Origin of the sequence: Haloarcula salina, assembly GCF_049603855.1 — an archaeon.
In the GTDB taxonomy this organism is placed as follows: Archaea; Halobacteriota; Halobacteria; order Halobacteriales; family Haloarculaceae; genus Haloarcula; species Haloarcula salina_A.
In genome coordinates this window covers 49,629-74,530 of the sequence record NZ_CP187146.1, presented here as the reverse complement: position 1 = coordinate 74,530, position 24,902 = coordinate 49,629, and the positions used below count along the sequence as shown (strand labels likewise).

26 protein-coding genes are annotated in these 24,902 nt (G+C 68.3%); 10 read left to right on the top strand and 16 right to left on the bottom strand.

Features of this window, described 5'->3' with window-relative positions; genetic code table 11:
- Positions 1-12 precede the first annotated feature (12 nt).
- Both ACOZ4I_RS00385 and ACOZ4I_RS00380 read right to left on the bottom strand, forming a co-directional pair.
- Entirely contained in the window at positions 13-1,089 is a 1,077-nt protein-coding gene (locus tag ACOZ4I_RS00385; protein WP_424001912.1) for a TAXI family TRAP transporter solute-binding subunit, read from the bottom strand.
- 287 nt (positions 1,090-1,376) lie between these two features.
- Positions 1,377-2,069, bottom strand: coding sequence for a type 1 glutamine amidotransferase domain-containing protein (locus ACOZ4I_RS00380; RefSeq protein ID WP_424001910.1), 693 nt, complete (start codon positions 2,067-2,069; stop codon positions 1,377-1,379).
- Between the two features lie 144 nt (positions 2,070-2,213).
- Here ACOZ4I_RS00380 and ACOZ4I_RS00375 point away from each other — a divergent pair, with 144 nt between their 5' ends.
- Positions 2,214-2,912 (top strand): DUF5828 family protein, encoded by a 699-nt coding sequence (locus ACOZ4I_RS00375; RefSeq protein WP_424001908.1) that lies wholly within the window; start codon positions 2,214-2,216, stop codon positions 2,910-2,912.
- A gap of 104 nt (positions 2,913-3,016) precedes the next feature.
- On the opposite strand, the gene ACOZ4I_RS00370 is transcribed toward ACOZ4I_RS00375, so the two are convergent.
- Entirely contained in the window at positions 3,017-4,153 is a 1,137-nt protein-coding gene (locus ACOZ4I_RS00370; RefSeq protein ID WP_424001906.1) for a WD40/YVTN/BNR-like repeat-containing protein, read from the bottom strand.
- Between the two features lie 189 nt (positions 4,154-4,342).
- Here ACOZ4I_RS00370 and ACOZ4I_RS00365 point away from each other — a divergent pair, with 189 nt between their 5' ends.
- Together ACOZ4I_RS00365 and ACOZ4I_RS00360 are read left to right on the top strand one after the other, a co-directional pair.
- Entirely contained in the window at positions 4,343-4,711 is a 369-nt protein-coding gene (locus ACOZ4I_RS00365; protein ID WP_424001904.1) for a cupin domain-containing protein, read from the top strand.
- A gap of 2 nt (positions 4,712-4,713) precedes the next feature.
- Positions 4,714-5,325: a hypothetical protein gene (locus ACOZ4I_RS00360; protein ID WP_424001903.1), complete on the top strand. Its 612-nt coding sequence runs from the start codon at positions 4,714-4,716 to the stop codon at positions 5,323-5,325.
- Between the two features lie 57 nt (positions 5,326-5,382).
- On the opposite strand, the gene ACOZ4I_RS00355 is transcribed toward ACOZ4I_RS00360, so the two are convergent.
- The 4 genes from ACOZ4I_RS00355 to ACOZ4I_RS00340 form a co-directional block, all read right to left on the bottom strand.
- The gene (locus ACOZ4I_RS00355; RefSeq protein ID WP_424001901.1) at positions 5,383-7,212 is read right to left on the bottom strand and encodes a carbon starvation CstA family protein; all 1,830 of its coding nucleotides are present in this window, start codon (positions 7,210-7,212) and stop codon (positions 5,383-5,385) included.
- Between the two features lie 241 nt (positions 7,213-7,453).
- Complete coding sequence (locus ACOZ4I_RS00350; protein WP_424001899.1) at positions 7,454-8,428, bottom strand: ArsA family ATPase; 975 nt, start codon at positions 8,426-8,428, stop codon at positions 7,454-7,456.
- A gap of 1 nt (position 8,429) precedes the next feature.
- Positions 8,430-8,726 carry a hypothetical protein gene (locus ACOZ4I_RS00345; protein ID WP_424001897.1) on the bottom strand — a complete coding sequence of 99 codons (297 nt, stop codon included), beginning with the start codon at positions 8,724-8,726 and terminating at the stop codon, positions 8,430-8,432.
- Positions 8,727-8,732: 6 nt separating this feature from the next.
- Positions 8,733-8,957 (bottom strand): hypothetical protein, encoded by a 225-nt coding sequence (locus tag ACOZ4I_RS00340; RefSeq protein WP_424001894.1) that lies wholly within the window; start codon positions 8,955-8,957, stop codon positions 8,733-8,735.
- Positions 8,958-9,064: 107 nt separating this feature from the next.
- On the opposite strand from ACOZ4I_RS00340, the gene ACOZ4I_RS00335 reads away from it, so the two are divergent.
- On the top strand, positions 9,065-10,120 hold the full coding sequence (locus tag ACOZ4I_RS00335; RefSeq protein WP_424001892.1) for a hypothetical protein: 1,056 nt from the start codon (positions 9,065-9,067) through the stop codon (positions 10,118-10,120).
- 187 nt (positions 10,121-10,307) lie between these two features.
- Here ACOZ4I_RS00335 and ACOZ4I_RS00330 read toward each other — a convergent pair whose 3' ends face one another.
- The gene (locus ACOZ4I_RS00330; RefSeq protein ID WP_424001890.1) at positions 10,308-10,823 is read right to left on the bottom strand and encodes a DUF367 family protein; all 516 of its coding nucleotides are present in this window, start codon (positions 10,821-10,823) and stop codon (positions 10,308-10,310) included.
- Positions 10,824-10,910: 87 nt separating this feature from the next.
- Between ACOZ4I_RS00330 and ACOZ4I_RS00325 the strand changes: the two genes are divergently transcribed.
- Together ACOZ4I_RS00325 and ACOZ4I_RS00320 are read left to right on the top strand one after the other, a co-directional pair.
- Positions 10,911-12,503: a redoxin domain-containing protein gene (locus ACOZ4I_RS00325; protein ID WP_424001888.1), complete on the top strand. Its 1,593-nt coding sequence runs from the start codon at positions 10,911-10,913 to the stop codon at positions 12,501-12,503.
- Positions 12,500-12,850, top strand: coding sequence for a nuclear transport factor 2 family protein (locus ACOZ4I_RS00320; protein ID WP_424001886.1), 351 nt, complete (start codon positions 12,500-12,502; stop codon positions 12,848-12,850). Before ACOZ4I_RS00325 ends, ACOZ4I_RS00320 begins: the two co-directional genes overlap by 4 nt.
- 50 nt (positions 12,851-12,900) lie before the next feature.
- On the opposite strand, the gene serS is transcribed toward ACOZ4I_RS00320, so the two are convergent.
- Positions 12,901-14,283 (bottom strand): serine--tRNA ligase, encoded by a 1,383-nt coding sequence (serS, locus tag ACOZ4I_RS00315; protein WP_424001884.1) that lies wholly within the window; start codon positions 14,281-14,283, stop codon positions 12,901-12,903.
- Between the two features lie 97 nt (positions 14,284-14,380).
- Positions 14,381-14,821, bottom strand: a complete 441-nt coding sequence (locus tag ACOZ4I_RS00310; RefSeq protein ID WP_424001882.1) for a universal stress protein — start codon at positions 14,819-14,821, stop codon at positions 14,381-14,383.
- A 105-nt stretch (positions 14,822-14,926) separates the two neighbouring features.
- Here ACOZ4I_RS00310 and ACOZ4I_RS00305 point away from each other — a divergent pair, with 105 nt between their 5' ends.
- Both ACOZ4I_RS00305 and ACOZ4I_RS00300 read left to right on the top strand, forming a co-directional pair.
- Positions 14,927-15,835: an MBL fold metallo-hydrolase gene (locus ACOZ4I_RS00305; protein WP_424001880.1), complete on the top strand. Its 909-nt coding sequence runs from the start codon at positions 14,927-14,929 to the stop codon at positions 15,833-15,835.
- Between the two features lie 94 nt (positions 15,836-15,929).
- The gene (locus ACOZ4I_RS00300; RefSeq protein WP_424001878.1) at positions 15,930-17,834 is read left to right on the top strand and encodes a cation:proton antiporter; all 1,905 of its coding nucleotides are present in this window, start codon (positions 15,930-15,932) and stop codon (positions 17,832-17,834) included.
- On the opposite strand, the gene ACOZ4I_RS00295 is transcribed toward ACOZ4I_RS00300, so the two are convergent.
- Entirely contained in the window at positions 17,831-18,283 is a 453-nt protein-coding gene (locus tag ACOZ4I_RS00295) for a PaaI family thioesterase (RefSeq protein ID WP_424001876.1), read from the bottom strand. The two genes, ACOZ4I_RS00300 and ACOZ4I_RS00295, sit on opposite strands and share 4 nt — an antisense overlap.
- Positions 18,284-18,356: 73 nt before the next feature.
- Positions 18,357-18,503 carry a hypothetical protein gene (locus ACOZ4I_RS00290; RefSeq protein ID WP_424001874.1) on the bottom strand — a complete coding sequence of 49 codons (147 nt, stop codon included), beginning with the start codon at positions 18,501-18,503 and terminating at the stop codon, positions 18,357-18,359.
- Between the two features lie 267 nt (positions 18,504-18,770).
- On the opposite strand from ACOZ4I_RS00290, the gene ACOZ4I_RS00285 reads away from it, so the two are divergent.
- Complete coding sequence (locus tag ACOZ4I_RS00285) at positions 18,771-19,238, top strand: NUDIX hydrolase (RefSeq protein WP_424001872.1); 468 nt, start codon at positions 18,771-18,773, stop codon at positions 19,236-19,238.
- A 232-nt stretch (positions 19,239-19,470) separates the two neighbouring features.
- Here ACOZ4I_RS00285 and ACOZ4I_RS00280 read toward each other — a convergent pair whose 3' ends face one another.
- The 3 genes from ACOZ4I_RS00280 to ACOZ4I_RS00270 form a co-directional block, all read right to left on the bottom strand.
- On the bottom strand, positions 19,471-20,604 hold the full coding sequence (locus tag ACOZ4I_RS00280) for a thiolase family protein (protein WP_424001870.1): 1,134 nt from the start codon (positions 20,602-20,604) through the stop codon (positions 19,471-19,473).
- Between the two features lie 89 nt (positions 20,605-20,693).
- A complete protein-coding gene (locus ACOZ4I_RS00275; RefSeq protein WP_424001868.1) occupies positions 20,694-21,167 on the bottom strand; it encodes a pyridoxamine 5'-phosphate oxidase family protein in 474 nt (157 codons plus the stop codon).
- Between the two features lie 97 nt (positions 21,168-21,264).
- A complete protein-coding gene (locus tag ACOZ4I_RS00270; protein WP_424001866.1) occupies positions 21,265-22,893 on the bottom strand; it encodes an HVO_2922 family protein in 1,629 nt (542 codons plus the stop codon).
- Positions 22,894-22,985: 92 nt separating this feature from the next.
- Between ACOZ4I_RS00270 and ACOZ4I_RS00265 the strand changes: the two genes are divergently transcribed.
- Entirely contained in the window at positions 22,986-24,344 is a 1,359-nt protein-coding gene (locus ACOZ4I_RS00265; RefSeq protein WP_424001864.1) for an ATP-binding protein, read from the top strand.
- Positions 24,345-24,352: 8 nt separating this feature from the next.
- Here the strand turns inward: ACOZ4I_RS00265 and ACOZ4I_RS00260 are convergent, their stop codons facing one another.
- A complete protein-coding gene (locus ACOZ4I_RS00260; protein WP_424001862.1) occupies positions 24,353-24,805 on the bottom strand; it encodes a universal stress protein in 453 nt (150 codons plus the stop codon).
- Positions 24,806-24,902 lie beyond the last annotated feature (97 nt).

Genomic DNA, 24,902 nt, shown 5'->3' with positions numbered 1-24,902 from the left:
GGCGGCGGGGGCCTACATGTCGAAGTAGGCCGCCGCACCGGGGTGGAGTTCGATGGACATCCCGTCCTGTGCGGAGTCCTTGCTGATGAAGTCCGTCTTGATCGTCAGGTCGTCGACGTTGTCGAAGATGGCCGCCGTGATCGTCTCGACCGTGGCTTCGGGCTGTTCGGCGTTGGTCGCGATCATGGCCTGGACGGCGACCGTCTCGATGGCCTGATCGACGCCGGTGTAGGTCCCGGCCGGGATGGTGTCGTCGGCGAACCACGAGGCCGCGTCCTTGACGGCCTCGCGGTTGTCGCCCTGAATCGGGACGATGACGAGGTCGTTAGTGTTCGCAAGGTCCTCGATGGCCCCGACCGGCCAGCCACCGACGACGAACGCGGCGTCGATGTCGCCGTTACGGAGCTGGTCGGCCGCCTGCGAGAAGGAGGCGTTCTGCTCGGTGAAATCGGAGATACCGACGGCTTCGAGGATCTGGTTCGCGTTGACCTGCGTCCCGCTCCCGAGGTCGCCGGTGTTGATGATCGCCCCCGAGAGGTCGGACAGCGAGGTGATGCCCGTGTCCGCCAGCGTGACGACGGTGATGGTCTCGGGGTACAGCGTCGCGACGCCCCGCAGGTTCTCGATGGCGTTGCCCTGGAAGGCGTCGATGCCGGTCCCGTTCTTCGCGAAGTACGCCACGTCGTTCTGGATGAGCGCGAAGTCGGCGTCGCCGCTGGCGAGATTGCCGACGTTCTCGACGCTCGCCCCGGTCGACTGGACGTTCAGCGTGAAGTCGGTGTTGGCCTCGACGACGGACTTGAACTCGTTCGAGAGCGGGAAGTACGTCCCGCCGGTCCCGCCCGCGTGCCACGAGAGCCGGGTGTCTCCGCTCCCGCCGTCGCCGCCGTCGCCCTCGGTCTCGGTCATCCCGCCGCCGTCACCCTCCGTCTCGGTCATTCCGCCGCCGTCGCCCTCTGTCTCGGTTGCGCCACCGTCGCCACCATCGCCGCCACCGTCACCGCCGTCACCACTACACCCGGCGAGGGCAGCGACTCCGGTGATTCCGACTGTCTTGAGGAACCGTCGACGCGAAGAGTTGTCAGCCATACGTACTGCTACGTTGGACGGCATGTTGAAAAGTGTTATCTATAATACAACGGTTACTTTACTGTTCTCGAGAGACCGATATAGCAATATATTCGGGAGACGGCAAGCCGATGTTCGTTATTCTCACGCACGAAACGTATCAAAGTTAGTGATCGGTACTCACGAGGGAACGACGGGAGCCGGTGTCGTGTCCGGGCCGACTGGCTACGTAAAACGCGAGTCTCCTAGGACGTGCCGACCCGGTCGGCCGGACACCGAAGAGCGGTCGACGACCAGCACGTCGCGGCCTACGCCGGCGTCTCGATACCCAGTTCGTCCAGGAGGGTCTGCGCGGCCGCGGCCGAGGAGGGCGGGCCGCGGGCCGTGATCAGGTCGCCGTCGACGGTGACGCTCGTGTCTGCGTCGAGTTCGGCGTCCCAGTTCGCGCCGGCGGCTTTGACCTCGTCTTCGACCCAGTACGGGAGCTTACGGCCGTCGGGCATCAGGTCGTCGTCGTCGACGATACCCTCCTCCCAGGCGTTCGGGAAGCCGGTGACGGACCGGCCTTCGACCAGGAAATCGTCGTCGCTCGACCGCGTGAACGCCAGAATCCCGACGGCGTGACAGACGACGAGGGCCGTGCCGTCGTCGCCCTCGACGGCCTCGCGGAGCAACTGCCGCGCGTGCGTGTCCTGATTGATGTCCCACTCGGTGCCGTGGCCACCGGGGAAGACGACGGCGTCGTAGTCGGCGGCGTCGGCCCGCGCCAGCGGGATTGGATCGTTGAGCCGGTCGTCGGTCTCGTGGACCTCGCGGACGCGCTCTGCCAGTTCCTCGTCGACCTGGTCGGGGTCGACCGAGCGCTCGTCGAGCACCGGCGGCTCTCCAGTGGGCGTCGCCACCGTGACGTCCACGCCGGCGTCGGACAGCGTGGTCAGCGGCTCGATACACTCCTCGCCCCAGTAGCCGTGTTCGCTCACGACGAACAGTGCGGATGACATCGACGGATAATTCGTGGTCGTGACTGATAAGTGGCCGCTCGCCGCCGGTGCGGAAACGCTTAACCGCTCTGAGCAGTAACGAGGAGAGTATAATGGACAGCCACCTGCAGGGACGGCGGCTGTCGCACACGCACTTATTGTACCATGGCTGATATCGAAGAGAGCGTTTCAGGCTTCAAGACACGCGGTGGCTGGGTGGACGTCGTCGAACACGGTGAGCGCATCACCCGGGCGCTGAAAGACATCGGCGAGGAGGCGACGGTCGATCTCGACTCGCTGGAGGAGTTCGACGAGTGGCGTCCCAAGAGCCACGAGCGACTCGACGAGGACGTCAACGAGAAGACCGCCGAGCAGGCCAGCATCGACGAGGGCAAGGGCGAGCAGGCGGGCAAGGACCCCGACGAGGACCTCCAGACTGCCGGCGAGAAGCTGAGCGAGTCCTACGAGAACCTCGACGAGCCCAACGAGGCCATGGAGCGCTGGAGCGAGTCCGTCGACTACGTCGCCCGCGCCGCCGACTCGGCCAGTCGGAAGGCCCTGCGGAAGGTCGAAGACGCGGTCTACCGCAACGTGATGACACAGATCGCGCCGTACTACTTCGACAACGACCTCGTCAGCGCGAACCTCCAGCGGACCGGCGACGAGGAGCGCCCCGAGTACGTCTTCGAGGTCAACGTCAACGACGACGACCTGAAGATGCGCGTCTCGAACAAGCTCGCCGACTACGAGCAGGACGTCGACCGCTGGCACGTCGACACCGAGAAGGTCACCGAGGCGGTCGAAGCCGTGGAGGGTGTTGATGTGACAGAGCCGGGGGAGGAGACCGATGCGAAGACGAACTAAGCTCGCCTCTGTGCGAGCACCGTCGGCTTCCAGCATCGTCGACGCGAAGACGAACTACGGCGGCCGCCGTGCCGCCGGCACTGATTCTGTGACCGAGCACCGCGTCACTGCCCGTCGCATTCGAGAACGGTCCCGCCGTCCCCGACGGCGAGGGCGCGCGACCCGCCGACGGCGACGCCGTTGAGCGACTCGGTCGTCGGGGTCACGGCGCGCTCCCAGTCGGCGGCGGCCGCTCGCTCGAAGACCGCGCCGTCATCGCCGCACGCGAGCCAGCGGTCGCCGCGGCCGGCCACGGACCGGAGCGCCGCGTCCGCGACCCGTTCCGGAGTCCACGAGCCCGAATCCCTCCGGTAGACGACGCCAGCGTCGGTGCCGACCACGGGGCCGGCGCTCGTCGCGGCCACGTCGGTCAGCGTCCCGGTGACGCCCCCGATTCCGGCGTCGGTGAACGACCGGCCGGCGTCGGCGGTCTCGAACACGCCCTGGCTGGTGTCGCAGACCCAGCCGGTGGCGTCGGCACCGAAGGCGAGGCCGGCGAGGCTCGACCCGCTCCCGGGCGTCACGGGGTCGCGCCAGGCGACGCTCCCGTCGCGGTAGTCGCCCCGGCGGACCCGTCCCGACCCGTCGCCCAGCAGGACGCGTTCGCCGTCCGGCCCGCTACTCGCGGCCACGGCGACGAGATTCGACGTGTCGCCGGCAGGCTCCGAGTGGTCGACGTGCCGCCCGGTCTCGGGGTCGACGCGGGCGACCGTCCCGCCGTCGCCCGCGATCCAGACGCCGCCGCCGTCGCCGACCGAGTCGACGCCGCGGAGCGTCTGCGACTGGGCGCGCGGTCCGTCGGAGAGCACCGTCTCCCAGCCCGTGCCGTCGTCCGCGACGAGGGTGCCGTCTGCGCCGACGGCGTACGCGCCCGCCTCGGTCGATGCCGCGTCGTACAGGCGAGCGTCGGTCGGGACGGAGGCGAGCGTCCACGTCGCCGAGTCCGTTGCCGATGCTGCGGACGACCCAGGACCTGTCTCCGACGATGAGGCGGCCGCCGCGTCGCCGTCACCGTCGACGCCGAGATACAGCACGACCGGCGGCAGGACGTACGCCGCGATGGCGACGGCGGCGAAGCGCTGGTCGACGACGGTCAGCGTCCCGAACGCCGTCAGCGCCGCCGTGGCGACGGCGTGGACCCACGTCTTCGTGTATCGGCGGGCGAACGTCGCCGGCCCGTCTCGACCGTCCAGTTCCGTCATTGACAGGACCTTGTGGCCCCCGACGGTCAGGCCTTTCGGCGGCGCGACGACGACAGCGGAGGGCTAGATCGGGTCGGCCGGGTCGTGGGCCGCCGCCATTCGGGTCGCTTCGGCGGCGTACTGGGACCGCAGGTCGGGGTCGTCGGCGCGCCCGACGTTTTACGGGGACACAGGGCGTACGGGGTTGCCATGGGATACCACCACATTGCCGTCGATGACATCGAGACGACGCCCGAGCGCCCGTGCACACGGCGGTCGGTCAGCGAGGCCGCCGGGCTGGAGAACCTCGGGGCGAACGTCTACGACGTCGCGCCCGGCGAGCAGATCCCGCTGGCCTATCACACTCACGACGAGCAGGAGGAGGTGTTCTACGTCGGTTCGGGGACGCTCCACGTCGAGACGCCGGACGAGACCTTCGAGGTCGGGGCCGAGGAGGTGTTCGTCGTCGAACCCGACAGTCCCCAGCGGGCGTTCGTCCCCGAATCGGCCGACGAGTCGGTTCGCGCCGTCGTCGTCGGCGCGCCGGCGGTCGACGACGCCCACGCCTACGAGGAGTGACGATGAGCGGCACAGACGACCCGGCGGCGGACGAACTGGAACCCGCCCGGGACGAGCGACCGGAGTGGGACGACCAGTACCTCGACGCCGTCGCCGACCGGCTCGCGTTCAACTACGACCTCGAACGGGACCACACCGCCGGGAGCGAGCGGTTCGACCTGTACGGCCGGCTCACCATCGAGAGCCAGAAGCAGGTGCTCCACCAGTCGCTGAACTGGGCCAACTACGAGACCGTCGAACACCTGTTCGCCCGGCGCGTCGGCGGCGTCTCCACCGCCGATCTGGAGGCCCTCGTCGACCTGGGCCACGACCTCGCGGACGAGCGCGTCGACGCCGACGAGGAACACCACGGGACGGAGTTCACGTTCGTCCTCGTCGCGCCCCGCATCCCCGAGGCGGTCCGGGAGTTCATCGACGGCTTCCGCGACCGCACGCTCCTGAAGTACGGCTACTACGGGGCCTACGAGGTCAACCTCGCCGTCGTCGCGCCCGACCGCGAGGAGGCCGTCGCCAGCACCGAGGCCGACGTGGCGGCGGCGTTCGAACTGTGGCGCGACCTCGAAGCGACCGAGCCGCGGGGCCTGCTCGGGCGACTCCGCACGTGGCTCGGCTGAGCCGGCGGCTTCTCGTCGGGTGAGAAACGGAAAATCGAGGCGTCGCGTCGGCGGCAGTCAGTCGTCAGCGGGCGTCGTGCCGGGTTCCCGGCGGACGGACTTGATGTTGTTGTAGCCGATCCAGACCAGCGACAGCGCGAGGCCGACGAGCACGAGCGCGAGGATGATCTGGACCGCGACGGAGATGCGGGTGACGAGCCCCGCGCTATCCGCGAAGCCGCCCATGATGAACTGCTGATAGAGGTTCTGATACAGCGAGAGGTACAGCAGCGCACAGACGGTGATGGCTGTCATCAGCGCCATCGGGACGCCGGTGCTGATGAGCTGCTTGTCGTCGTCCCAGTTGGCGAGCCAGACGGTCGCGGTCAGCAGCGCCAGCGCGGCGAGCAACTGGTTCGCGCCGCCGAACAGCGGCCAGAGGCTCGCCCACGACCCGCTGGCGACGAGCGCGTACGCGACGAGGCACTGGATCACGGCGTTGCTGTAGCGGTTGATACCGACCGACTGGACCTGCCGGACGGCCGACGAGGAGGCGGTCGGCGCCCCGACGATCTCCTCGGCCATGTAGCGGCCGAGGCGGACCGCGGTGTCGGTCGAGGTCAGCAGGAAGCTCACCAACACGAGCGCCATGAACACCGCGCCGACCTCCAGCGGGATACCGAAGCTCGACAGCATGACGGATCCGCCGCTGGCGAAGTTCGGGAGCGCGCGTCCGATACCGCCGCCGGCGGTGACGCCGGCGATGGCGACCGTGCCGAGCGCCACCGTCGCGAGCAGTCCCTCGCCGAGCATCCCGCCGTAGCCGATGGTCCGGGCGTCGCTCTCCTTGTTCAGTTGCTTCGCGGTCGTGCCCGAGGACACGAGCGAGTGGAAGCCGCTGATGGTCCCGCAGGCGATGGTCACGAACAGCAGCGGGAACAGCGGGAGCCCAGCGGTCCCCATGAAGCCGTAGTACGGTTCGAGCGAGATGGTCAGGGGCTCCGCGGCCGTCCCGAAGATCGTCCCGACGATGACGGCGAGCAGCGCCCCGCCGACCCCCGCGTACAGCAGGAACGACGAGAGGAAGTCACGCGGCTGGAGCAGCATCCACACCGGTAGCACCGACGCGACTGCCGCGTAGACGAGAATGACCGGAATCCAGCCGGCCGTGTTCGCGCCGAGCGTCCCCGCCGCGGGCACGATCGAGGCCAGTCCCGAGCCGAACAGGACGATCGTTTCGGGTGCGTACGACGACCCCTCCGCGGCCGGGAACAGCGCGATAGGGAAATTGAGACCGACCCAGACGCCGCCGAACACTGCGGTGACGAAGACGGCCGTCCCGGGGATGAACGGCAGGTCGAACTGATAGAGGTACACGCCGAAGACGAGCGCGAGCGCGATGTAGACGAAACTGGCCGTCGCCGCCTGCGGGTAGGCGTTGAACACGATGGCGACCACGAGCGCGAACACCGCGACGACGAGGATGATCGTCAGGAACGCGAACCACAGCAGCATGTTCTTGCCGCGGTCGCCGACGTACTCGCCGATGATGTAGCCGATCGACTTGCCCTCGTGTCGCAGGCTCCCGGACAGCGACACGAAGTCGTGAACGCTGCCCATCAGCGGATTCCCGATGGCGATCCACAGCAGCGCCGGCACCCACCCCCAGACGACGCCGGCGGTGATCGGGCCGACGATGGGCGCGCCGCCGGCGATGCTGGAGTAGTGGTGACCCAGCAACACCGGCTTCTTCGCCGGGACGTACTCCTGGCCGTCCTCGTACTTGTGTGCCGGTGTCTCGTTGCTGTCGTCGAGTTCGACGAACTGCGCGAGATACCGGGAGTAACTGACGTAGCCGACCGTGAACGTCACGAGCGTTGCGATGACGAGCCAGATGACTTGTACCATGATAGTGAACCTCACATATCGTTGCGTCCAATACTCACTTAATAATTGCTGACGATTTTTTATAACAGTCTCTGAATGGTCAGGCTACAGCCCGCCTCTGGCGCAAAAACGTCAGTCCCGGTCGGCAAAAGTGGCACTGCCGTGGCTACTTCGGCATTTCTCTCACGAAGGAATCGGTTTCGTACCGACGGAATCGGTCGTCACACCGCGGCCGTGCCGCCGCGAATCCGGGCGGTGACGGCTACCCTTGCTCCGGCGGCGCGGCCGTCACGTCGATGTCGAGTTCGGCGGCGATCTCGTCGAGGAGGTTGCCCTTGATCTCGGCGACCCGCTGTTCGATGACGGCGACGATCGGCTGGTCGAACTCCCCTTCGATGCGGTCCAGTCGGTCCCGCTCGGTCCGGTGGCGCTCCCGCAGGAACGTCGCGCCGGTCCCGCTCTCCTCGGGGTCGGGTTCGGGGGCGACCTTGTTGACGACGAGGCCGCCGACGCTCAGCCCCGCCGATTCGAGGTCGTCGACGGCGCGGTGGGACTCCTCGATAGAGAGGTCGTCGGGGTTGAGCACGAGGAAGAACGCGGCGTCCTCCCGGAGCGTCTCGCCGGCGAACGCGAACTGCTCCTTGCGCTCGGCCAGTCGCGCCAGGATGGGGTCGTCGGCGAGTTTCGCCCGCGCCTCCTGGTCACCGATCGCCGCCTTCTCGAACAGGTCCACGCTCTCGGCGCGTTTCTCGCGGAGGCGCTCGACCCACGATTCGAGGAATTCCGGGAGCGACAGCAGGCGCAGGGTCCCGCCGGTCGGCGAGGTGTCGAAGACGACGCGGTCGTAGTCCTCGCTCGACCGCATCACGTCGATGAGGCGGTCGAACAGCGCCGCCTCGTAGGCCCCGGGCGTGCGATGGGCGAGTTCGATCTGGCGGTCGATCTCGTTGACGATGGCCGGGCTCACCTGGTCCGACATCGTCGCCTTGATCTCGCGCATGTGGCGGTCGATCTCGGCCTCGGGGTCGATCTCCATCGCCCAGAGGCCGTCGTGACCGTCGACCGCGGTCGGCTCGTCGCCGAACTGCTGGTCGAACACGTCGGACGTGCTGTGAGCCGGGTCCGTCGAGACCAGAAGCGTGTCCAGGCCGGCGCGAGCGCAGTTGAGTCCGTAGGCGGCCGAGACGGTGGTCTTGCCGACCCCGCCCTTACCGCCGAAGAAGACGAACCTGTTCATCTCAGAAGTGGTACTGCTGGCCCTTGCGTTCGAGCAGCGACTGTCGGTCCCACATCCGGCGCTCCCACTGGGTGAACTCGTCGGTGAGATACGGCAGGAGCTCGGCGGTGTAGTACGAGACCGGGCTGGGGATTCCGAAGGCGTCGGCGAAGCAGGCGAACATGAACACGTCCGCCGTGTCCTCGGCCTCCTTCTCGATCTTCTCGACCGACGGGTGTTCGATCATCCCGTGATACAGGCCGTGCAGCCACTCTTCGAGCGCGTCGAGGTACGCCTCGATACGTTTGTCCACGTCCATGGTCGGTCAGCACGCGCACCCGGTGGAACTCGGGGAGCGCTCGAACCGCATCGTCTCGCCGCAGGACGGGCACGCGGGCGGGTCGTCTCCCTCCACGTCGGCGTCGGGGATCCGCTCGCCGCAGTCGTCACACCAGTACGCCCCCTTCGAGGCCGCGCCCGACCCCTCGCCGCGGTCGGCCGACTCCGTGGACGCCCGCAGTACGTCTTTGACGGTCTCTAACACGCTCATGTGAGCAACGTCGCCCGGAATTCCCATAAACGTTCGTCCAAGATCCGTCCGAGAGCGGGTGTCGCCCGCCCCGTCGCTTTTAGGCGGCCGCCGCGCGAAGGACCCCTATGTACGACGAAGTCGCAGCGCTCCCCCTGTCCGTCGAGGACTGCAGTTTCGAACGCCGAGAGCGCGCCACGTCGAGTGGGTTCGACCGGGCGACGACAACGATTTCTCTCGAAGGAAACGGTGTGACGGGTCGTGGCGAGGACGTGACCTACGCCACAGAGGCTCACGACGCGCTTCAGGGTCACGAGGTGTCGCTGGCGGGTGAGTACACGCTCGACACCTTCTCGACGGCGCTCGACGGAGCCGACCTCTGGCCCGAGCCCCCCGAGGAGGAGCGCTTTCGCCACTACCGGCGCTGGGGCTTCGAGAGCGCGGCGCTCGACCTCGCGCTGAAGCAGGCCGACACCTCTCTCGGGGCGGCGGTCGGACGGTCCTACGACCCCGTCTCGTTCGTCGTCTCGACGCGGCTGTCGGATCCCGGCGACGACGCGCCCCCAGCCGCCAACCGGCTGGCGACACTGTACGACCGCTACGGCGATCTCGGGTTCAAGCTCGACCCCACGCCGTCCTGGGACGACGGCCTCGTCGCCGAGGTGAGCGAGTACGACGTGCGGGTGCTCGACCTGAAAGGGCTGTACGACGACGGCGAGGTCGGCGTCGACGCGGACCCCGCGTTCTACCGCCGCGTCGTGGACGGGCTCCCGAACGCGCTGGTCGAGGACCCGAACCTGACCGACGCGACCCGGCCGGTGTTCGACGGGCGGGAGGAACGGGTGACGTGGGACGTGCCGATCACCGGCGTCGAGAGCATCGAGGCCCTGCCGTTCGAACCCGAGTGGCTCAACATGAAACCGTCCCGGTGTGGCACCGTCGAGTCCGTGCTGGACACCATCGCGTACTGCGAGCGAAACGACATCGACCTCTACGGCGGCGGCCAGTTCGAACTCGGCGTCGGCCGGGACCACGTCCAGGCGCTCGCGTCGCTGTGGTATCCCGACGGCCCCAACGACGTGGCACCGGGCGGCTACAACGACCCGGACCCGGCGGCAGACCTGCCGACGAGCCCCCTGAAGCCACCGGAATCACCCGTCGGCATCGGGACCGGCTTTCGCTGAGGCGCGGGCCACCAGCGTCCATGAAACATATAGGGAAAGCTACAATATTCGACGTGTGGTAGTGTCCAGTATGCGCTGCCAAGCCTGCGGCGAGCGCATCGAAGACGTGTTCGAGGCCCACGCCCGAGAGGCCTGCCCGCACTGCGATGCGCCGCTCAACGAGAAGCCAGCACAGCCCCGGTGACCGTCACTCCTCGGCGAGGTAGTCGTCCTGGACGGCGATCACGTCGCTCGAATCCTCGCAGTCCGCGTAGCGCCGCAGCGGTTCCTCGTTCAGTTCCAGAAAGGTGTGGCCCCACGAGAACGACGAGAGGATGCGCTCGGCGTGCTCGCGCTCGCCCAGGATGGCGAGCGCGCCGGCGAAGGCCTCGACGGTGTTCAACTGGAATGGCGTCCCGAAGTTGACCGGGTTCCCCGCGACGAGGAAGGGCAGCGACCGGTGGATGCCCTCGAGATCGAACGCCTCCCGCTCGGCCGTCTCCCACGAGCAGTCGAGGGCGACCACGCGGCTGTGTCGCGCGCCGTCGCCGGGGCCCGGACGGTCGGCCGGCGAGAGCGCCTGGTCGGCGAAGGGGTTGAGGACGATACCCGGCGGTGTCGAGCGCGTCGCGCGGTGGAGTTCGGCCTCGTCCATCCGCGCGAGTTTCCGCGCGCTGCACTTGTCTGGGTCGTCGTCGCCCTCGTATCGGACGTGCAGTTCCACACCGTTCGTAGCGCGCTGGGCGGTAAAAGGGGCTCGCTCCGCGATACGGGGCAAACACTGTTATAGACGGGGCGGATCTGTGAGGACGTGCTTTCGGAGGGGACAGCGGCGCCGGAGTTCGAACTCCCGGCGCTGGTCGACGGGTCACGCAAGCGGGTCGCGCTGTCGGAGTACCTCGGCGAGGACGTGGTCATCCTCGCGTTCTACCCGGCGGACTTCAACCCGGCCTGCGACGACGCCTCGTGTGACCTCGGCGAACTCGACCTCTTTACGATGCAGAAGGACGTGACCATCCTCGGAATCAGCCCGGACTCGGTGTACAGCCACCGGGCCTTCGCCGAGCGCTACGACCTGAAGGTCCCGCTGCTCGCCGACACCGACCACGAGGTCGCCCGCGAGTACGGCGTCGACTTCGTGGACCCCATCGGCCAGCGCCTCGTCGAGCGAGCCGTCGTCGTCATCGACCACGACGGCGAGGTTCAGTACGCCTGGAGCACAGACGACCTCCAGGAACTGCCCCGCGTCGAGGAGATCAAGGACGCCATCGCGGACACCGGCGGTGACGACACCGCCTTCGCCCGCTACCGCGTCGGCCACGCTCACTACACCGAGGGGCGGCGGTCGTTCACCGCGGCGATGGGCGGGTTTCGAGACTCGGAGTGGGTCGTGGCACAGGGCGACTTCCAGCAGGCCCGCGAGGAGTTCGCGGCGGCCGAGGACCACTTCGATACCGCCGTCCGGTTCGTCGACGACGGGTCGCTGTCACCGATCTACGAGGGGGCGAAGGCGAAGGCCAACGCGCTGTGGCAGGCCAGCGACTGGCTCACCCGGGCCGCGAGTGCCTACTCCAGTGGCAGCGGTGCGGAGGGCCAGGAACTCCGCGACGACGCCGAGTGCCCGCTCGAAGACGCGCGCGGTTACCGGGAGCCGCCCGACCCCGACGAGCAGTGGCCGCCCGCGGTCGAGTCGCTGGAGAAGGACGAACCGGCGGAAGACGGGTCCTTCCTTCCGACGGAAACGGAGGACGTCGACACCTCCCTCGGCGTGGACATCGACGACGAGGTCGAGCGGGCCGACGGCGACGAATCGGCGGTGGACGAGACTGAAGCGCCGACAGCTTCGGAACCCGAGCCGAGACCGCCGGGCGACCAGACCGAGGCTGACGGCGACGACGCGCGGGCGTCCGCCGCGAGCGACGGCGAACTCACCGACGTGGACGAGACGGACATCGAAGAGATACAGGCCGAACTGGCGGCGAGCGAGGCCGAGACCCGGCCGACCGAGCCGCTCGACGAGACGCCGACGGCGATGGTCGACGCGCCGCCGGAGACGGTCGGTGCGGACGGCCCGCGTGAAGACGCCGACGCGGCCGGCGAACCGAACCAACCGGCGGCCGACGACCGACCGGATCAATCCGACTCGGGGGCGGAGCCAGCGGCCGAGGCCGAAGACGAGGCGGGCGGTCCGGCCGAACTCGACCTCGCCGACCCCACGGCCGGCGACGACGAGGACGGGCCGACCGACGCCGGACCGGCCGGCGACGACGAGGCCGATACGGACGGCGGGGCGGTCGAGACAGGCGGCGGAGCGACGGCGGCCGAGCGCGACGAGGAGAGCGAGGGCGAACGGGTCAAGAACGCGGCCCGAGCGGACGGCGAGGAGCCGGGGGCGGACTCGTGACGAACACCGAGCGCGTCGAGCGCGCCCGAACGTACTACGAGACCATCGACGGCGGCGACTACGACCGACTGGCGTCGCTGCTCGCCGAGAGCTTCGTCCACGACCGACCGGACCGGACCATCGAGGGGCGAGAGCGCTTCGTCCGGTTCATGCGCGAGGAACGACCTCAGCCCGACACGAGCCATCCGCTGGACGGGCTCTACTGCCCGGCCGGCGACGGCACGGCGGACGAGGTCGTCGCCCGCGGGCGACTGCTCGATAGCGACGGCGAGCGCATCGTCGGCTTCGTCGACGTGTTCTCGTTTGCCGACGGCGGCATCGAGCGCATCGAGACGTACACGCGATAGCGGCGGAGAAAATCGCCAGTGCGAGCGAGCGGTGCGAGCGCGGCGATCGGTCAGTCCTTCTCGCCGGCCCCGACGGCGCTCTCGCCGATCGGCTCGTGGCCTTCGATGACTTCCTGACCGCCCATGTACGGGCGCAGCGGTTCGGGGACCGTGACGGTGCCGTCGTCGTTCTGGTAGTACTCGAGGATGGCGACCAGCACGCGGGGCACCGCGAGCCCGGAGCCGTTCAGCGTGTGGAGGTACTCGGCGGACTCGTGGCGCTCGGGCCGGAATCGCAGGCCGGCGCGGCGCGCCTGGAAGTCCTCGAAGTTCGAGACCGAGGAGACCTCGAGCCAGCGACCGCCGATCTCGGGACCCTCGTCCATGTCGTCTCCGGGGGCCCACACCTCGATGTCGTACTTCTTGGCCTGCGTGAAGCCCATGTCGCCGGTGCACATGTCCAGCACGCGGTAGGGCAGGTCGAGGCGGTCGAGCACCTCGGCGGCCTCGTCGAGCAGCCCCTCCAGTCGGTCGTAGCTGTCTTCCGGGCGGACGAAGTTGACGAGTTCGACCTTGTGGAACTGGTGGACGCGGACGTACCCGCGCGTCTCGGTGCCGTGCTCGCCGGCCTCCCGGCGGAAGTTCGGCGAGAACGCCTGGTGTTTGACCGGGAGGTCGTCGTCCAGCAGGATCTCGTCGCGGTACATGTTCGTGACCGGGACCTCCGCCGTCGGCAGCAGCCAGAGGTCGTCGCTGTCGTAGTCGTCGTCCTGGCGCGCGCCGACGCGGTAGGCGTCCTCGTCGAACTTCGGGAGCTGACCGGTCCCCTCCATCGAGTCGGAGTTGACCGGGATGGGCGGCAGCACGTCGACGTACTCCTGCTCGCGGTGCACGTCGAGCATGAACTGGATGAGCGCGTGTTCGAGGCGCGCGCCGTCGCCCTTGACGAACTGGTAGCCGCCGCCGGTCACCTTCGCGCCGCGCTCGAAGTCGAGCAGGTCGAGTTCCTCACCGAGGTCGTAGTGCGGGACGACCTCGTCGGGCAGGTCCCGGAGGTCGTCGAAGCCCTCGCGGTAGCGCTCGACGTTGTCGGCCTCGCCCTCGCCGGTCGGGACCGACTCGTGCGGGACGTTCGGGAGTTCCAGCAGCGCCGTCTCCAGTTTCGACTCCAGTTCGTCCGCGCGGTCCTCGACGTCCTGCAGTTCGTCTTTGAGTTCCTGGGAGCGTTCGATGGCCTCCTGGGCCGCGTCCTCGTCGCCCTCCTGTTTGTACTGGCCGATCTTGCTCGAGATCTCGTTGCGCTCCTGTCGCAGCCCGTCGCCTTTCGCCTTCAGTTCGCGCCACTCCTCGTCGATGGCGAGGATTTCGTCGAGGTCCACGCCCGTGACGCCCTTGCGCTCGATGGCGTCCCGGACCGTCTCGGGGTGCTCCCGGACGAACTGTCTCGATAACATGGCCGAGGGTTCTCGACGGCGGAAATTAGGCGTGTCGGTCCCGGCCGGCGCAGGTGTCGCGGGGCCGTGCCGCGGCGTCGCGGCCGCGGGAGCGCGGCTACTCGTCGCCGGCCTTGACCGCGAGCACCGGGACGGGCGAGGCGCGAACGACGCGCTCGGTGACGCTCCCGATGAGTTCGCGCGAGGTCCCGGTCCGGCCGGCCGTCGCCATCACGACCACGTCGATGTCCGCGGCCGCGACGTAATCGACGATCTCCTCGTGGGGCACGCCCTGCACGACAGTCGTCTCGACGACGTCGACGTCGGCGTCTTCGGCCCGGTCGGCGACGGCCGCGACGGCCTGCGTGCCGGCGGCTTCGAGGCGGTCGAAGATGCTGGTGTCCTCGAAGCCCTCTAGCTGGTCGACGGCGTGGGACGTCTCGAGGACGTACAGCGCGTGCAGGGCGGCGTCGTGACGCTCGGCGAGGTCGATGGCGTGGTCGGCCGCGAGAGCGGAGTCCGCGGAGCCGTCGGTCGGGAGGAGCACGGCGTCGTACATACCGCAGTGTTTCCGATACCCGGTGAACCCACTTGCGGTTCCTGACAGTTTCCCGTCAGGTCTGTCGGCACAACGGTTTTGCCCGCGCCGGCCGGGGGAGTGCGTATGGCAATCGGTGACGTTTACGAGGTGACGGTCGGGAGCTGTACGGACGTTCACTACGTCGACACCGGGATGTACGACGTGCCCGAGTACGGGTCGGTGTACGTCGTCGACGCGGAGCGACCGGCGGTGGTCGACACCGGCATCGGCGCGCGCCACGAGAACATCGTCGCGGCCCTGGAGTCGGTCGGCATCGCGCCCGAGGACCTGGAGGTCATCGCGGTCACGCACGTCCATCTCGACCACGCGGGCGGGGCCGGCTACCTCGCCGAGGCGTGCCCGAACGCCACCGTCTACGTCCACGAGATGGGGTCGCGGCACCTCGTCGACCCCGAGCGGCTCTGGGAGGGGACCAAGCACGCGGTCGGCGACCAGATCCAGTACTACGGCGAGCCGAAGCCGGTCCCCGAAGCGCGCATCGAAGAGCTGACCGACGGCGACGTGATCGACCTCGGCGACCACGAGCTTCGCGCGCTCCACGCACCGGGTCACGCCCCCCACCAGGTCGTCTTCCACGATCCCGCCATCGACGCCGTGTTCACCGCCGACGCCGCCGGCATCTACACGCCGTCGACCGACGAGGTCCACGTCACGACGCCGCCGATCAACTTCACGCTGGAGGGCGCACTCGACGACGTGGCGATGTTGCAGGACCTCGACCCGGAGACGCTGCTGTACGGGCACTACGGCCCGGCACTCGCCGGCGACAAACTGGAGACCTACGCCGAAATCCTGCCGGAGTGGGTCGAGAGCGTCGCACAGAAGCGCGCGGAACTCGAAGACGACGAGGCGGTCGTCGACTACTTCGTCGAGCGGGCCGACGCCGACGTCTGGGGCGAGCGGAAGGGGCGGGCCGAGGCGCGGCTGAACGTCCGCGGCGTCCTCGTCGCGCTCGACAACCGCGAGGAGTGACGGCGACGGACGCGCGATAAGCCGGCACCTGCGGGAGGGAGTGAGTGCGTTTATACCGGGGGGGCCCGTTCGCCCGGACAGATGGAGGCCAACCGTGGCTGGTAGCTCGACGTTGCTGATTCCGCTCGTCGCCGGTATCATCGGACTCGGCGTGCTCGCACAGGTGTTAGCGGCGCGCCTGCGCGTCCCGAGCATCATCTTCTACCTGCTGGTCGGCGTCGTCATCGGCCAGCCGGGACTGGGTATCATCACCAGCGGGACGTTCGGCGGGGCGCTCTCGGCGATCGTCGGGCTGGCGGTCGCGATCATCGTCTTCGAGGGGGCCTATCACCTCCGCTTCGATCGTTTGCGGGAGGCCCCGACCGCGACGTTCCGCCTCGTCACCGTCGGCGCGGCGATCGCACTCGTCGGAACGGCCATCGCCGTCAAGTTCGCCTTCTCGTCGCCGGCGGTGTCCTGGAAGCTCTCCTTCCTCGTCGGCGCGCTGCTGGTCGCCACCGGACCGACGGTCATCACGCCGATCCTCAACGTCGTGCCCGTCAGGGACCGCGTCGCTGCCGCACTGGAGACGGAGGGCATCGTCAACGACGTGACCGCGGCCATCATCGCCGTCGTCGTCTTCGAGACCGTGAACCCCGCCGTCTCCAGCGACGGCCTGCTACAGGCGTTCGCGCTGCGGCTGGGGACCGGCCTGCTCGTCGGCCTCGTCGTCGCCGGCGTCGTCTACTATCTCTTGCAGTACGTGGATCTCTCGCCCGGCGACGCCCCGCGGAACTCCCGGCTGCTCGTGCTCGCCGGCGCGCTCATCGCCTACGCGGGCGCGAACACCATCGCGACGGAGGCGGGCGTCGCCGCCGCCGCGACGGCCGGGATGGCGCTGGGCAACGTGGACCACCCCTACGAGGAGGACATCGAGGCGTTCAAAGGCGACATCACGCTGCTGGTGCTCTCGTTCGTCTTCATCGCGCTGGCGGCCCAGCTGGAGCTGGCGGCGCTCATGGACGTGGGGGTGGCCGGCCTGCTCGTGGTCCTCGCCGTCGCGCTCTTCATCCGTCCGCTGCTCGTGTTCATCTCGACCGTCGGCGACCGCTTCACCACGAACGAGAAGCTGTTCGTCAGCTTCGTCGGGCCACGCGGGATCATCCCGGCATCGGTCGCGACGCTCTTTGCGGTCGAACTCCACAGCGCGGCCGAGGAACTCGGCGGCGCGCAGGCGGAACTGCTGAACCAGCAGGCCGAGATCCTGCTGGGAACTGTCTTTCTCGTCATCTTCGCGACCGCCCTCTTCGAGGGCGGCCTCGCGCGCTACATCGCGGAAAAACTGGACGTGATACCAATGCGAGTCATCATCGTCGGCGGCGGACAGGTGGGCCGAGCGCTCGCCGCGCGCCTCGAAGACCGGGGCGAGAACGTCGTCATCATCGAACAGGACGAAGCGGCAGTCGAACGAGCCCGAAACGCGGGCTACGCCGTCGAAATCGGCGACGGCACGGACACGGACATCCTCCGGTCGGCCGGCGCCGACAACGCCAAGACCGTCGTGGCGGCGACCGGCGACGACGACGCGAACCTGCTCGTCTCGCAACTCGCGAGCTCGAAGTTCGACGTCGAGCGCGTCATCGCCCGCGCGAACAACCCCGACAACGTCGAGGCCTTCGAGGACCTCGGCGTGCGGACCATCTCCTCGGCGATGGCGACGGCGTGGGCCATCGACAACCAGATCGAGCGCCCGGCCATCGCCCACTGGATGACCGACATCGGCCGCAGCGGCGACGTTCAAGAGGTCGAAGTCGAGAACCCGGAGCTCATCGGCAAGTCGATCCGCGAGGTCGGCCCGATGCTGCCCGAGGCCTGCCTCGTCGCGCTCGTCAGCGGCGACCTGCACGAGAACGCGGAGGTCCCGACCGCCGACTACGTGCTCGAAGAAGGCGATATGGTGACCCTGCTCGGCCGGCGCGAGTCCGTCAGGGACGGGATGAAACTGGTCAGCGGGAACTAGTCGTTTTCGAGCCGCTCGATCGCGGCCTGGTCGACGCCCTCGGTCCACGGCGAGCCGTCGCCGTCGCCGCCGGTCTTGTACGTCCCGCGAGCGGTGGCGACGTGGTGGCCGTCGTCGTCGTACACCTCCACGTCGACGACGGCGACGCTCCCGCCGTTGCGGACGACCTCGGCCTCGGCTCGCAGGTCGGCGGTCGCCGGCGCGAGGTAGTCGATTCGCATGTCCACGGTCGGCGAAATCGACCCGGACAGCGAGACGACGGCCGCGCCGCCGACGGTGTCGACGAGCGAGTACGTGACGCCCCCGTGGGCGACGAGCGATTCGGGGTTCGAAGAGTGACTGCGCTGGAGCGAGAGCGTCCCCGCGGCGTGCCCGTCGTCGACGGCCGTGATCTCCATCCCGAGGCGTTCGACGAAGGGGATGTCGTTGAACAGCGTCTGCAGGCTCATGACTACCGACAGGGCGTCGGCGCGGATAAACACCGCAGAACGGCCGGCAACGGGAAAACAGTGGTCTCGCGAGTCAGTCGCTCGCCGCGGCGGTGGTCCGCTCGCCCTCGTCGTCGGTTGCGTCCTCGGGGAGGAGGTGCTCCGGGCGGCGCAGGTAACTCGGCTTCTGTGCGAACGCTTCGATACGATCCCACTCGTCGGACGTCAGATGGCGACCCATTGCCGATTACTCCGACTCACCAGTACGTAGTTATGGGTTCGATAACCGGGTTCAGCGTTACCATCAGTGTATAGTGCCAAAATCGACGGTAAAGCGCTACTATGTGGGATATATGGCGATAGGGTGGGTAACGGGCGCGACACGCACGACAGGGGATGTCGACCGCGTCGCGGTGTGGCGATCACCGCCAACGAGATACAATCACATATTATTCCTCTAGGAGCATATTTGAGTAGCACTATACGTTCGGCCATCTGATAGGTGTACATGAACGCCGATCGCGTAACGTACGTGAAGAAAGCCTGCGCCTACATCACCCGAAACGGGTCCGAGCTGTTGGTGTTCGAGGGTCCGGGTCACGACGGGCTCCAGGTGCCGAAAGGAACCATCGAGCCTGGCGAGTCGTCGCGCGAAGCGGTCCAGCGAGAAGTGGCAGAAGAGAGCGGCCTCGCCACCTTCGAGGAACTGCAACACCTCGTGACCGACGTGTGGACGCGGCGCGAATCGCCGCCGAAGCGCTACGTCCGCTCGTTCTACCACGTCCCCGTTCACGAGTCCCGCGACGAGTGGGTCCACACCGTGACCGGCACGGGCGAGGAGCGCGGCGCGGAGTTCTCGTTCTCGTGGATCGACCTCTCGACGGACGCCCGGTTCGCCCTGGACCTCGACGACTACCTCCACACCCTGTCCGGCGGCGCGACCGAGCCACCCGCCGTGGACGCGCTCGCCGACTAACAGGCCCGGCTACGGCAGGCGGAACTCGATCGCCGCGCCCTGCCCGAATCCGACGCATTCCGTCGCCAGCCCCAGGTCCGCATCCCGGCGGTCCGTCTCCACCTTTTTCGTCGTCGGGTTCCAGGCGCGCTCTCCGAGCGCGCTCGAACCGCTCCTCGAAAAACGTGGGCGAAAAACGCGCGACCCGCATCGCGATGCGAGTCGCGTGACGCGGTCGCTTCGGCGTGGGGAACTACGGCAGGCGGAACTCGATCGCAGCGCCCTGCCCGAATCCGACGCACTCCGTCGCCAGCCCCAGGTCCGCGTCTCTGCGGTTCATCTCGTGGACCAGCGTCACCGGAAGCCGCGCGCCGGAAGCCCCGAGCGGGTGACCGATGGCGATAGCGCCGCCGTTGACGTTGTAGATCTCGTCGTCGAAGCCGAGTTCGCGCTGGCAGTAGAGACACTGCGAGGCGAACGCCTCGTTGAGTTCCACGAGGTCGTAGTCGTCGGTGTCGCGTCCGGTGCGCTCACACAGCCTGCGGACGGCCGGAACGGGACCGATTCCCATCACCGTCGGGTCGACGCCGGCGACCTCGTGGGAGCCGATTTCGGCGAGGACGTCGAGGCCGTTGTCCTCGGCAAACTCGCGTGAGGTGACCATCAGTCCGGCCGCGCCGTCGGAGACCTGGGAGGCGTTGCCCGGCGTGACGGTGCCGTCGGACTTGAACACCGTCGGCAGGCCGGAGAGCGTCTCCAGTGAGGTGTCCCGGCGGATGCCCTCGTCTTCCTCGACGCGGCCGTCGTCGGTGTCGATGGAGACGAGTTCGTCGTCGAACCGCCCCGAATCGGTCGCGTCGGCGGCGCGCTCGTGGCTGCGGAGGGCGTACTCGTCCTGCTCGCGGCGGCTCACGCCGTGGTCGTCGGCGACCTTCTCGGCGGTCATCCCCATCTGGAGTTCGCCGACGTTGTAGTGCTCGGCGAGTCGGGGGTGGACGTTGTGGGTGTTCTCGCCCATCTGCACGCGGGACATCGACTCGACGCCGCCGGCGATGAGCACGTCGCGCTGGCCCGCAGCGATCGCGTCTGCGGCCCGCATCAGCGCTTCCGCCGAGGAGGCACACCAGCGGTTGATGGTCGCGGCGGGAACTTCCTCGCCGAGGTCCGAGAGGAGAGCGATGACGCGGGCGACGTTGTTGCCCTGCTCGCCGCGCTGCTGGGCACACCCCCACAGCAGGTCGTCGACCTCCTCGGACTCGACGCCGGTCGACGCGAGCAGTTGGTTGACGAGCGGCACCGAGAGGTCCTCGCTTCGAACGTCGGCGAGCGCGCCGTCCTCCTTTCCCTGCGGGGTCCTGACCGCGTCGACGATGACTGGCTGGGGCATGGCGGACGGAACGGCGCGCGCCGTGTTAAAAGCTCACAAACTCGCGACCGCGGAGGACGCGTTGTCGGGCACTTCGGGACCCGCATCGCTCACTCGACGTCGAAGCCAGGCGGCAAGCCGGTGTGCCTGATGCCCCGCTGTGTGTCGATGCGGAACCGATAGACTGCGACCTCGTCGGACGCGATGGCTCGTTCGAAGAGGTCCGGTCGCCACGCCGAGTCGAGCACGTCCCCGACCGTCTCCCACTCGGCCTCGGGCACCGCGTCGATGGTTCCATACAGGAGGACGCTCTCCCAGTGGAACATCGACTCGACCTGATAGACGAGGACGCTGGCGTCGTCGGCCGCGTCGGTCAACCGCTGTTTTCGACTGTCCGGCCCGCCGATGAACGTGAAGTACAGCGCGGCCTCGTCCGGGTCGTACCCGTACGACAGCGGCACCATGTACGGCCCGGCGTCCGTCGGCAGGCCCAGCACGCCGACCCGGCGGCCGGCCAGGAACGCCTCTATCGCCTCGTCGTCCATGCGCCTGAGCCCCGCGTCTTCGAGCGAAGTTATTGTCATATGGTTGTAACTTCGGGCGAACGGGCCTTAATCAGTTCGGGGATTCTACAGGAAAGAGAATCGACGGTTGCGTGGCCGAGACGGTCGCGTCGAGGGATCACTCCGTCTGGTCCGCGCCCGGCGCGTGGCGCTTGACTCGCCCGATGGCCGCGACGGCCTTGTTGCGTTCCGCGTACCCCTCGCCGCTGTCGGCGATGATCTCGCCGTTGCGGTGACGCAGTCGCCAGCGGAACTCCCCGCCCATGTCCTCGAACACCTCGAAGGCCGCCGTCCCGATGGCGAGCAGGTCGGCCCCGGCGGCGTGGGACTGCACGCGCTCGACGGCGTCGATGGCCTTCGAGCGGTTCGAGTACCCCTGCCCGCTGTCCGCGACGAGTTCGCCGTTGGCCGCGCGCAGCCGCCAGCGCCACTCGCCGCCGGCGTCCTCGTACACCTCGAATCCGTCGTCGACCGCCGACTCGGGGGCCAGTTCGCCGACCCGCCGGGCCGCGCGGCGGGCGTTCGACCGCGTGGCGTACCCCTCGCCGCTGTCGGCGAGGATGCGGCCGTTCCGGTGGAGGAGCCGCCAGCGGAACTCCCCGGCGGCGTCGGCGTACACCTCGAAGGCGACCGGGTCGAGCGCGAGGTACGCCGCGCCCGGGACCTCCGCGCGAACGCTCTTCAGCGCCCGTCTGACGTTCGACTTCGAGGCGTAGCCCTCGCCGCTGTCGGCGATGATCTCGCCGTTGTCGTGGCGCAGTCGCCAGCGGAACTCCCCGGCCTGGTCCTCGAAGACTTCGAACGTCGCCGCACTCTCGGGGGCCGGGACCTGCGGCACGTCCTCGGCGGTGTCGTCCTCGGTCGCGTCCTCGAAGAAGACGACCGCGCCGCCGGCGGCGTTGGACTGGACGCTACGCAGTCCCTGCATCGCCTTCTGGCGCGAGGCGTACCCCTGCGCGCTGTCGGCGATGACGTTGCCGTTGCGGTGGCGGAGCCGCCAGCGGTACTTCCCGGCCGCGTCGGCGTACAGTTCGAACGTCGCCTTGCTGTCCATCGCGGCCGCGATAGTCGCCTGTGCCGCGGCGAGTTCGGCCTCGGTGGCCTCGGCGACGGCGGCGACGTCGGCCCGCGCCGCCTCGCTGGCCGCGAGTTCCTCGGCCATCGTCTCGCGCTCGCGGGTCGCCCGCTGTGCGGTTTCGGTCTGTCGCCGCGCCGTTTCGGTGGCCGCCTCGGCCGCCCGACTCGCGTCCTCGGCCTCCTGACTCGCCTGTTCGGCCGTCTCGGTTGCCGCTTCGGCCGTCCGAACCGCCTCCTCGTAGGCCTCCGTCCGACCGGTCAACAGCGGCGCGGCGACGGCCCCGACGGCCATCAGCGCCAGGCCGACGATGTACACCGAGACCGCTGGGTTGCCCTCGGGCCCGGTCCAGTTGTTCGGGTAAAAGGTGGTGAACCAGACGACGCCGAGCAGTGCGACGACCGCCCCGGCGTAGGTGAGAAACAGGCCGCGCCGTGTCAGGGGGAGTCGGATCGTCGGCCCCGCGAACAGGCAGATGAGACCGATAGCGCCGAGGAGATACCCGAACTGGCGCGGCGTGCTCCGGGAGGCCGTCACCGAGAACAGCACCAGCCCGAGGATTCCGAGGATGATCCCGAACACGAACAGCCAGTAGCCGTAGGCTTCGTCGTCGGTGGTCGGGTCGCCGATACGGTCCCGGTACACGTCGATGAGCGCGTTACCCGTTGCCATATGTCAACCATACACAATTGTAGTATATTATCCTACTGCCAGAGAGCGCGCTTCGAGTGACTTATACCGGTCGCGTGGTAACGTTAGTGGGAATGAGCAATCCGGAACTGGACGTCATCGAGTTTCTGCTGACGGCCACTCTCTACGGCGAGCGACAGGACCTCGAACCCGACGACCTGCCGCCCGCGTACCGGTCCGTGTTCTGGAGCGACGGTGAGATCGAACGTCCGCTGTCGGTGACGAACACGACCGCGAGCGAGGCGACCGGGGTCGAGCGCCCCTGGGCCGCCGTCTCCGGACTGATGTTCACCGACCGCGACGACTTCTCCGGGAGCATCTCCTTTACCGACCGCGACCTCGCCGAGGAGTGGTTCCTCGAACGGGTCGACGCCGACCACCTGGCCGAGAACCCCGTGCTGGCGGCGGTGTACGAGGACAAGGTCGACGGCCTCGACTACGAAAAGGCGCGCGCGGCGAACCGCCCGTCGCGGGCCGACCGCGCGTTTATCGACGCCAGGCTGGAGGAGGCGTTCGACTCCGACGACGAGGAGGAAGAGGAGATGCTCGACCTCGTGGACGTGCGCGCGCCCGAGGAGGTCGAGATGACTCTCAACGACCTCGTGTTGACCACCGACCAGGAAGACGAGATTCAGAAGATCGTCAAGGCCATCGAGCACCGCGACTACCTCGCCCAGATCGGCCTGCGCGAGATCGGGAAACTGCTGTTCGTCGGCCCGCCGGGGACCGGCAAGACGAGCGTCGCCCGGGCGCTGGCCCACGACCTCGACCTCCCGTTCGTCGAGGTGAAGCTGTCGATGATCACGAGCCAGTACCTCGGCGAGACGGCCAAGAACGTCGAGAAGGTGTTCGAGGTGGCAAAGCGGCTCTCGCCATGTATCCTCTTCATGGACGAGTTCGACTTCGTCGCGAAGACGCGGTCCTCAGACGAGCACGCGGCCATCAAGCGCGCCGTCAACACCCTGCTGAAGTCGATCGACGAGATCTCGCTGATCCAGGACGAGGTGTTGCTCATCGGCGCGACGAACCACCCCGACCAGCTCGACGCCGCGGCCTGGCGGCGCTTCGACGAGATCGTCAACTTCCCCAAGCCCGACAGCGGGATGCGCGCGGACATCCTCCGCATCGTCACCCGCCAGATGGACATCGTGGACTTCGACCCCGAGACGCTGGCGGACCTGACCGAAGGGCTGACCGGGAGCGACCTCCGCCTCGTCCTCCGGGAGGCCGTCCTCAACGCCCTGACCGAGGAGCGGACGACGCTGACTCAGCAGGACCTCAAGGACGCCATCGTCGACTTCGAGGAGCGCGACAACCTCAAGAACATGGACATGATGGACGGCGACCACGAGGCGCTGGTGGCCGGCGGCGACTTCTCCGGCGACGGGGACGGCGGCCACGATCACGACCACGACCACGATCACGACGACTGAGTCGCGGGCTACTGCGCCACCGAATCGGGCAATCGACGGACGATCACCACGTCGTAGGCCACGTCAGCACTGACGCGCTCGCCGACGCTACCGAGCCGTCTCGTGAGTCGTCCGGCGGAGTCCGACCCGATGAACACCACCGTCGCGCCCTCCCGTCTGGCGAACTTCCGAACCGGCCTGGCGATGGTGTTGCCCGAGACTTCTCGCGTACACCTCTCGTGATGGAACGACGCCAGCGGTGCGATCTCGTGGACCTGCTCCGCGAGTCCGTCGACGATGCCGTCGGTGTCGAAGGGTTCGTCCGGGCCGAGCCAGCCTCTCTCGCGGGCGTAGCGAGCGTTGTCTCGCGGAATGATCGTCACGGCCTGGACCGACTCGTCGACGGCCGGCGCGAACTCGCGAGCGCGGACGAGCGCGGCCTCGGCGTACGCCGAGCCGTCGAAGGGGACGACGAACGTCATATCCGAGGAACGAGGTGGTGGTATTTAAGCGATGAGCCGGCCGACTGCGATGGACCGACGGAGGGCGGTCGAGTCCTGTCGGACGGAGTGAGAGTTT

Coding starts and splice junctions, on each gene's coding strand:
- ACOZ4I_RS00385 (WP_424001912.1), bottom strand. CDS start 1,089: ATGGCTGACAACTCTTCGCGTCGACGGTTCCTCAAGACAGTCGGAATC.
- ACOZ4I_RS00380 (WP_424001910.1), bottom strand. CDS start 2,069: ATGTCATCCGCACTGTTCGTCGTGAGCGAACACGGCTACTGGGGCGAG.
- ACOZ4I_RS00375 (WP_424001908.1), top strand. CDS start 2,214: ATGGCTGATATCGAAGAGAGCGTTTCAGGCTTCAAGACACGCGGTGGC.
- ACOZ4I_RS00370 (WP_424001906.1), bottom strand. CDS start 4,153: ATGACGGAACTGGACGGTCGAGACGGGCCGGCGACGTTCGCCCGCCGA.
- ACOZ4I_RS00365 (WP_424001904.1), top strand. CDS start 4,343: ATGGGATACCACCACATTGCCGTCGATGACATCGAGACGACGCCCGAG.
- ACOZ4I_RS00360 (WP_424001903.1), top strand. CDS start 4,714: ATGAGCGGCACAGACGACCCGGCGGCGGACGAACTGGAACCCGCCCGG.
- ACOZ4I_RS00355 (WP_424001901.1), bottom strand. CDS start 7,212: ATGGTACAAGTCATCTGGCTCGTCATCGCAACGCTCGTGACGTTCACG.
- ACOZ4I_RS00350 (WP_424001899.1), bottom strand. CDS start 8,428: ATGAACAGGTTCGTCTTCTTCGGCGGTAAGGGCGGGGTCGGCAAGACC.
- ACOZ4I_RS00345 (WP_424001897.1), bottom strand. CDS start 8,726: ATGGACGTGGACAAACGTATCGAGGCGTACCTCGACGCGCTCGAAGAG.
- ACOZ4I_RS00340 (WP_424001894.1), bottom strand. CDS start 8,957: ATGAGCGTGTTAGAGACCGTCAAAGACGTACTGCGGGCGTCCACGGAG.
- ACOZ4I_RS00335 (WP_424001892.1), top strand. CDS start 9,065: ATGTACGACGAAGTCGCAGCGCTCCCCCTGTCCGTCGAGGACTGCAGT.
- serS (WP_424001884.1), bottom strand. CDS start 14,283: ATGTTATCGAGACAGTTCGTCCGGGAGCACCCCGAGACGGTCCGGGAC.
- ACOZ4I_RS00310 (WP_424001882.1), bottom strand. CDS start 14,821: ATGTACGACGCCGTGCTCCTCCCGACCGACGGCTCCGCGGACTCCGCT.
- ACOZ4I_RS00305 (WP_424001880.1), top strand. CDS start 14,927: ATGGCAATCGGTGACGTTTACGAGGTGACGGTCGGGAGCTGTACGGAC.
- ACOZ4I_RS00295 (WP_424001876.1), bottom strand. CDS start 18,283: ATGAGCCTGCAGACGCTGTTCAACGACATCCCCTTCGTCGAACGCCTC.
- ACOZ4I_RS00290 (WP_424001874.1), bottom strand. CDS start 18,503: ATGGGTCGCCATCTGACGTCCGACGAGTGGGATCGTATCGAAGCGTTC.
- ACOZ4I_RS00285 (WP_424001872.1), top strand. CDS start 18,771: ATGAACGCCGATCGCGTAACGTACGTGAAGAAAGCCTGCGCCTACATC.
- ACOZ4I_RS00280 (WP_424001870.1), bottom strand. CDS start 20,604: ATGCCCCAGCCAGTCATCGTCGACGCGGTCAGGACCCCGCAGGGAAAG.
- ACOZ4I_RS00275 (WP_424001868.1), bottom strand. CDS start 21,167: ATGACAATAACTTCGCTCGAAGACGCGGGGCTCAGGCGCATGGACGAC.
- ACOZ4I_RS00270 (WP_424001866.1), bottom strand. CDS start 22,893: ATGGCAACGGGTAACGCGCTCATCGACGTGTACCGGGACCGTATCGGC.
- ACOZ4I_RS00265 (WP_424001864.1), top strand. CDS start 22,986: ATGAGCAATCCGGAACTGGACGTCATCGAGTTTCTGCTGACGGCCACT.
- ACOZ4I_RS00260 (WP_424001862.1), bottom strand. CDS start 24,805: ATGACGTTCGTCGTCCCCTTCGACGGCTCGGCGTACGCCGAGGCCGCG.